The sequence below is a fragment of the Clostridium sp. UBA6640 genome, from assembly GCF_002455975.1.
In the GTDB taxonomy this organism is placed as follows: domain Bacteria; phylum Bacillota; class Clostridia; order Clostridiales; family Clostridiaceae; genus Clostridium_J.
In genome coordinates this window covers 34,425-41,306 of the sequence record NZ_DKLM01000112.1, presented here as the reverse complement: position 1 = coordinate 41,306, position 6,882 = coordinate 34,425, and the positions used below count along the sequence as shown (strand labels likewise).

The window sequence follows — 6,882 nt, the reverse complement described above, 5'->3', positions numbered from 1 at the left end:
TGTGAACTGTGCATTGTGAATTGTTTCAGCTTCTTTTAGATGCTTCTTCTGTTTTCACTGAGCTTTCTACAAGCTGGTTTATAGTATTAACTTCTTCTTTGGTTAAATATCTCCAATTACCAATAGGTATATTATCAAGAGTTACGTTCATAATTCGAATTCTTTCTAATTTAGTAACGTTATATCCTAAATATTGGCACATCCTTCTAATTTGTCTATTTAAGCCTTGAGTCAGTATTATCCTAAAGACATACTTACTTTCTTTTTTTACTTTACATTTTTTCGTTATCGTGTCTAATATAGGCACTCCATTACTCATTTCATGAAGAAATTCATTGGTGATAGGCTTGTCAACAGTAACTATATATTCTTTTTCATGATTGTTTCCTGCTCTTAAAATTTTATTTACTATATCTCCATCATTAGTTAAGAATATTAATCCTTGAGAAGGTTTGTCTAATCTTCCTATGTGAAATATTCTTTCAGGATAGTTAATATAATCTATTATATTTCCTTTTATATGTTTTTCAGTAGTACAAGTAATTCCTACAGGTTTATTAAAAGCAATATAAACTCGTTTCTTTTTAGGTTTAATTATTTTATTATTAATTTTAACTATATCTTCAGAAGTTACTTTTGAACCTATTTCTGCCTTTTTATCATTTATATATACGAGGCCTTTTTCGATTAGTTTATCTGCCTCTCTTCTAGAACAAAATCCACTTTCACTAATATATTTATTTAGTCTTATTTCTTCGCTAATATGGCTAGTCATATTACACCTTCCTTTAAATATCAACATCATTAATTATTATATACTATAAAGTTTATATTAACGCATTTAAAATATAAATTTACTGCAAATTAAGAAGGGAAAATTTATTAAAAAGGTAAATTAATTATATAAAAGGTATGGAATTTCATGTATAATTTAAAATAAGCTTTATAATATATGCAAAATATTATAAAGATTATTTTATTTTTTAAAAATCTGTAAACTAGGGGGAGGAGAATTTATATGAAAAAATTTTGGCACAGTTTAGGCACTATGTTTATGACTATGATATTTATATTTTTATTAAATATTAACGTTGCTAAGGCTTCAATTTTAGAAATAGAACATAAGATTGATCAACCTATCAATAAAGTTTGGACGATATATCTTAATGATAGATTGAGTAGCAATGCGATAAATAATCTATCTAATAATATTATAGTTATAACAGCTAATAGTGAACAACCAGCTGTAACTTTCAGTTATGATGCTGATAATAAAGCAATTAGAGTAAATCCGCCATCCGGTGGTTNNTAATGAAACTTATAGTATTATGGTGAAAGATTCTTTAGTTAGTGAAAATGGAGTTAAGCTTATTTCAGGTGCGGTTATAGATTTCACTACGATTAAAGAAGCAAATAGCACAGTGAACACAAGTAAGGGGACAGTAACTTATAAAGATTATGGATTCACATTAGACCAATTTGTGGACAAGCAGATGAATCAACGCCCAATATATAGCCGTTGGTCACCGTTTAATACAAGTGCAAGTCGTATAAGCGTTAAGCAATTTGCTGATGCAGAAAGATTTTCGATAAGTGATTATGGTATGTACCAATTTTTAAAGTTGAACTATATGGAAGGCATAACTGCTAGTGATTTAGATGTTCAGCTTAAAGGAAAAGGTATTTTAAATGGCTTNNAGGAAAAGCTTTTGATAGTGCAGCAAAGAAGTATAATGTAAGCCAAGCTTATTTAGTGGCACACTCAATTTTAGAAACAGGAAATGGAACTTCTAAGCTTGCTACTGGCGTGGACTATAAAACTCCAGATGGAAAGACTGTTAAAGTTTACAATCTGTTTGGTATAGGTGCATTCGATAGTGATCCTATAAATGGAGGAGCTAAAAGAGCCTATGAAGAAGGGTGGACAACCCCTGAAAAAGCTGTTGAAGGTGGAGCAGAATGGATAGCTGAGAACTATATACATAGAGCAGAATCATCAGCTAAAGAGCCAGACCAAGATACACTATATAAAATGAGATGGAATGTGGAAAATTTTTCTAGCACTTGGCATCAGTATGCAACAGATATAGCTTGGGCTTATAAGCAGGTAGGTAGAATTAAAAATATATTAGACAATATACCGAATGCTAAATTGCAATTTGAAATACCAAGATTTGTGAAATAAAAGGTTTTGACTTTTAGTCAAAACCCTTTATTTTATTAAAATTTATTGTTATTATTATTTACATTTATAATATATTTTTTTTCATCAGCATATTTTATAAATTTTTCTAGATTTAAAATATTATTTTTTTTATTTTTAGTTACATATATTTTTACTTCACCTGCATGAAATCCATCAGGTATTTTTAGCTGCTTTTGATTAATGGCTTCATCAAATAACATCATTAATCCATCATTTAGAGAATTTCCCTTAATATTTACGCTATTAGTTAGCTTAAATCCATTAGAATCTGTAGCAAATACCTTTACTATCTTATTGTTATTATTAATATCTATTTTAATAGTGCAATTCATATCTGCTACTAAAGAAGTTTTAATAGAAAAAGAATTAAATGTATATATGATACCTGCAATTAAGAAAATAGATAGTGCTGCAGGAACTAAATATGAAAAGAAGGTGGGTTTTTTAATTATATTACCAGTGTAAAGCTGTCCAATAACAGGCTTTACATTGGTTCGCCTTACAGTAACAAACTCTTTGCCTTTTGTAACTAGATAAACTTTATTACCATCAATATTAATCACTTTACCAGTTTTGTCCATAAGTAATCACTCTCTCATCTAAGTATTAGCATTTAATGAATTGCTGTAGATTTTATATTAAGCATATAATTTGAGTTTAAGAACTATTAATTTTATTATTGATATAATAAATAATTTATTGTTAAAATCTAGATAAGTATATGATATCACATAATTGAATCTTGGGGAAAGAAATAGTATATATTGTAAATCAGATTTTATAAGATAATGCAAATATAAAAGTAAAATTATTAGAAAAGAAAATTATAAATGTAGAGAATTAGAAGAAAACAATTTTAATTTCTTAAGGAATACAGGATTAAAGAGTTAATAAAATCAAAAACAGTAGAAAAGATTTTAATAAATTAAAATATGTTTTTAGATAGTATATATGTGAAAATTTGGTATAATATTCTTATATTTGAATTCTACAATGTGGTAATAACTAAGTAAGTTATATTTTGCATTAATATTTATTACATATTTGTACTTAGAATGCAAAGTAGTGTAACAGTATTTTTCTTAGAATTAAATACGAAAGGAGAAGCGAAGAATACTTAATTAAGCAAAGTATACTAAAGATTTTAAATTTGTGGGGTAGGGGGATATATATATGAAAAATAATAAGAGAGTTTATTCTATAATAATAGGGATTATGCTAATATCTGTATTAATATTTCAGTATGTTATTAATGTAAATCTTTATAAAAGCCCACCATCTGATAGATGGAGTAAGGAAGTACAAATAGGTAAGGGGAATATTAAAAATAATCCAGTTCTCATTAAAGATGATGATAAAATTATAGTAGGGTATGAAAATAAAGATCAATTATGTTTAGTTGCAACAGATAGAGTAGGAAAAAAATTAAATGAGAAAAGCTATAATGTAAATGAAGACTTTATAATGGATACTACACTTGTTAAAACTAAAGATGGATATTTATTTAACTTTAGATCTACAGAAAATTCAATAGGTTATATAGGTACTTTAGTTTTAGATAAAGATTTTAACAAAATTGATGAGCGAAAAATAACTAATGTAAATGCTATGTATCAATTAGAAGACAACTTGTTATTAATAAGTTACAATGACAGACTGGAGTTAATAAATACGGAAACTTCCTATAAAACTTCTATTAATACTAAAAAAGTGAATATGATTTCAGCAGTAAAAAATAAAGATGGTTATTTTATAAGTTTATTACAAGATGAAAGAGATTTCAGGGCAGTATATATAAAAGATAATAAGTTTCAAGAAATAAGGGACATAATAACAATAGAAAGAAGAGACAATCTAACTTATAGCAGCATAGCCTGTTCACAGGATGATAAATATGGATATATTCTAGTAGAGGAAAGATTTAAAGGTGAATTTATGGGTACTAGAGTTATTCAATTTGACTTAAATGGAGATGAAGTAACCTTAGATGAATTAAGAGTTAATGGTAACAAGTATGTTCATGATAATATAGGCGTTTATTCAGATGAAGGTGCCAGGTTTTTAGCCACTACAGAAAGAATATTTGGTAAAAAAGATATTCAAGAAAGTATAGTAGATTACGTTATTTACGATGGAAAAGTTAAGTTTTTTGATTATGCAACAAGACTTGGAAATCTTTGTATATATCCTTTCATAAATGGGGATACAATGGCATTTACAAGTTTTTCTGAACAACATCAATATAATATTAACTTAGCTTCTATGAATGGTGAGTTTAAAGAGGTTAATAATGTTCCTAGGAACTCAGAGTATACTATGGCGTTTACTGCAATGTTGCAAGGTTCTTTATATGCATTAGCATATATATTTGTATATGGATTAAGATGGATAATACCTTCATTATTACTAGTTGGAATAATAAGCTTTTTTGACTATACTATTAGCATTAGTAAGAGACTGAAATTATTTATAGGTAGTGGAATTATGGCTACAATCATAAAAATTATGAGCATTATCTCTGTAGTATATACTCAATATCATTATGCAATTCCAGATGTAATTGCATCAAAATTTATAGGAGCAATAATTTGTATAATAATAAGCTTCTTTAGCTATGCTTTTGCATATGAAATTTATAAAAAAGATCCAGATAATGTTATGATGATTTCATTTTCAGCAGGATTACTAATAGATACAGCATTAACCTTATTAGTCTTTGTACCATCAATGGTATAATTTATGGAATAGTTAAAACTCCATGGCTAAAGCCTTTGGAGTTTTTTTAAAATTGATTTTATTTTAGAAATTCATTTTTAGTGAAATTTTTCCTAAATTCTTCATCCTTCATTGTTGATCCTTGATTTTTAAGGATTTAAGCTATTCTTATAGAAAATTTATTTTCTACAGTATATTTTTATAGCATTGGTGATAGAAGTCTTGATATAGCCTCTTTGATTCGTACTATTAAACTCCTTTTTTTCATATGCTTTTCAGTTAAAAAGGTTGAACTTTTAATATCATTTAAGAATGAATCTTCTACATCTTTAGTAGTATCTGCATCGTATATTATAGCATTTACTTCAAAATTTAAATTAAAACTTCGTATATCCCAATTAGCAGTTCCAATACTACACATTCTTCCATCTACTGCTATCATTTTACTATGGATAAATCCAGTATTGTATGTATAACATTTAACACCTGCTTCCATTAAGTCCCATACATAAGATTTACTAGCCCAATAAACAAACATATGATCAGGTTTAGCTGGTATTATAATTCTTACGTCAATACCAGATAGTGCAGCTATTTTTAGTGCTGTTAATATACTATCATCAGGAACTAAATAAGGAGTTTCAATATAAATATTTTTTTCAGCTCTATTAATCATCTTTAAATAAGCATTTCTTATAGACCCCCATTGAGAATCTGGACCACTAGAAATAATCTGAGCGCATTTATTACCTATTTGCCCTTTTAGAGGTAAATATTTAGGGCCCATTGTTATATCTTCTTTTGCAGCAAATCTCCAATCAAGTAAAAATCGCATTTCTAAGGAATCTACAGCATCGCCAGTTATATAAAGATGCATATCTCTCCAAAATCCAAATTTTTTAGAACGGCCTAAATATTCATCGCCTATATTAAGACCGCCAATAAATCCATGTATTCCATCTATTGAGCAAATTTTTCTGTGATTTCTATAATTTACTCTTAAATTTATATAAGGTATAAAAGGCGGAAAGAAACAACTAATCTCACCACCGGCATCTACAAGAGGCTGAAAAAAATTTCTAGGTAGCCTTAAACATCCCATGCCATCATATAAAAGTTTAACTTCAACGCCTTCTTTAGCTTTTTCTACTAATACATTTAATATCTCATTTCCAATATCATCATTCTTAAATATATAATATTCCATATGTATAAAGTCTTTAGCACTTTTAAGGCATTCTATAAGTTTAGGGAATTTTTCATCTCCATTGTTTAAAAGCTGAATGTCATTATTACTTGTAAAAATAGCATTATCTGTACTTAAATTTAATCTAATAAAATCATGATATTCAGATAATAGTTCATTATTTTTTACTATATAATCATTTTTTAATATGTTTTTCTGATCTTTAGTAATGGAAAGTAAATTTTCTTCTTCCTCTTTTTTATAATAGAAAAATTTTTGCTTTCTTAAGTCTTGACCTACAAATAAATAGAGTACGAATCCCAAAATGGGGATAAAATACATAATCATAATCCATGTCCACGTACTTGCGGGATTTCTTCTTTCAAAAAGGATTACTATAATAGCAAAAACTATATTAATTAAAAATATAAAATTAAAAATATCTTTAAAAATACTATAAAATTCCATCATACTCTCCTTAAAGTTATAATTATAGAGAAAATTAGGTTAGAGTTACGGTTGTATAATCTTAACTTCATTTGTGTTAACTATTGTTATTAGTTTTCACTATTACTAAACAAATATTAGTTCTAAAATATTACATTTTATAAAATTTTAAGAAGTCAATAATATAATAACACAAATTATGACTATAAGCTTTAGAAACAAATTAAAATAACTATTAAGTTCAATAATTAAGGTAAAAATATATTAAGTATTTTTACCTTAATTCTTCATTTTTCATTCTTAACCTTTAATTCATAGAAAAGAATTT

The 6,882-nt window shown here is 26.9% G+C and carries 5 protein-coding genes; 2 read left to right on the top strand and 3 right to left on the bottom strand.

Annotated elements, in window-relative coordinates; genetic code table 11:
* Positions 1–25: 25 nt before the first annotated feature.
* The gene (gene rluF, locus B2W91_RS12395; protein WP_291581385.1) at positions 26–775 is read right to left on the bottom strand and encodes a 23S rRNA pseudouridine(2604) synthase RluF; all 750 of its coding nucleotides are present in this window, start codon (positions 773–775) and stop codon (positions 26–28) included.
* 978 nt (positions 776–1,753) lie between these two features.
* On the opposite strand from rluF, the gene B2W91_RS12390 reads away from it, so the two are divergent.
* A complete protein-coding gene (locus B2W91_RS12390; protein ID WP_291581384.1) occupies positions 1,754–2,185 on the top strand; it encodes an N-acetylglucosaminidase in 432 nt (143 codons plus the stop codon).
* Between the two features lie 35 nt (positions 2,186–2,220).
* Here the strand turns inward: B2W91_RS12390 and B2W91_RS12385 are convergent, their stop codons facing one another.
* On the bottom strand, positions 2,221–2,787 hold the full coding sequence (locus tag B2W91_RS12385) for a hypothetical protein (protein ID WP_291581382.1): 567 nt from the start codon (positions 2,785–2,787) through the stop codon (positions 2,221–2,223).
* A gap of 592 nt (positions 2,788–3,379) precedes the next feature.
* On the opposite strand from B2W91_RS12385, the gene B2W91_RS12380 reads away from it, so the two are divergent.
* Complete coding sequence (locus tag B2W91_RS12380; RefSeq protein WP_291581381.1) at positions 3,380–4,942, top strand: hypothetical protein; 1,563 nt, start codon at positions 3,380–3,382, stop codon at positions 4,940–4,942.
* Between the two features lie 178 nt (positions 4,943–5,120).
* Here the strand turns inward: B2W91_RS12380 and cls are convergent, their stop codons facing one another.
* On the bottom strand, positions 5,121–6,575 hold the full coding sequence (gene cls / locus B2W91_RS12375) for a cardiolipin synthase (protein ID WP_291581380.1): 1,455 nt from the start codon (positions 6,573–6,575) through the stop codon (positions 5,121–5,123).
* Between the last annotated feature and the right edge of the window lie 307 nt (positions 6,576–6,882).